This is a genomic window from Citrobacter sp. TBCS-14 (assembly GCF_005280805.1).
Classification (GTDB): domain Bacteria; phylum Pseudomonadota; class Gammaproteobacteria; order Enterobacterales; family Enterobacteriaceae; genus Citrobacter; species Citrobacter gillenii.
Genome location: NZ_SZWM01000488.1, coordinates 1 through 210, shown reverse-complemented (window position 1 = coordinate 210; position 210 = coordinate 1). Strand labels below are relative to the sequence as shown.

Annotated in this window: 1 protein-coding gene and 1 pseudogene; both read right to left on the bottom strand. The window is 51.4% G+C overall.

Annotated elements, in window-relative coordinates:
• Positions 1–141 (bottom strand): hypothetical protein (locus FDX22_RS31395; protein WP_255432972.1); only part of this gene is annotated, 141 nt, incomplete at its 3' end.
• Positions 119–210 (bottom strand): annotated as a pseudogene (locus tag FDX22_RS19480) (DUF2877 domain-containing protein); the annotation flags it as partial. The pseudogene FDX22_RS19480 and the gene FDX22_RS31395, both read right to left, overlap by 23 nt.

Sequence of the window (210 nt, the reverse complement as noted above, 5' to 3'; positions counted from 1 at the left end):
CAGCACGCCCTTATTCATTTCTGTCGCCATAGCCACGAACGCCTGCTCCACACCATCGAGCTTATTTGCGCGTGTTGAAATAGACATCAGTGAGACCGAATCAAAGTACGTATTCTTTTTAACAACTATCCTGATCGACATAATTCCCTCCGGACCTGTGGCTCAGGGCGCAGGCATCCGCCATGCCGTACAGCATGTCGCAGCCAGAAC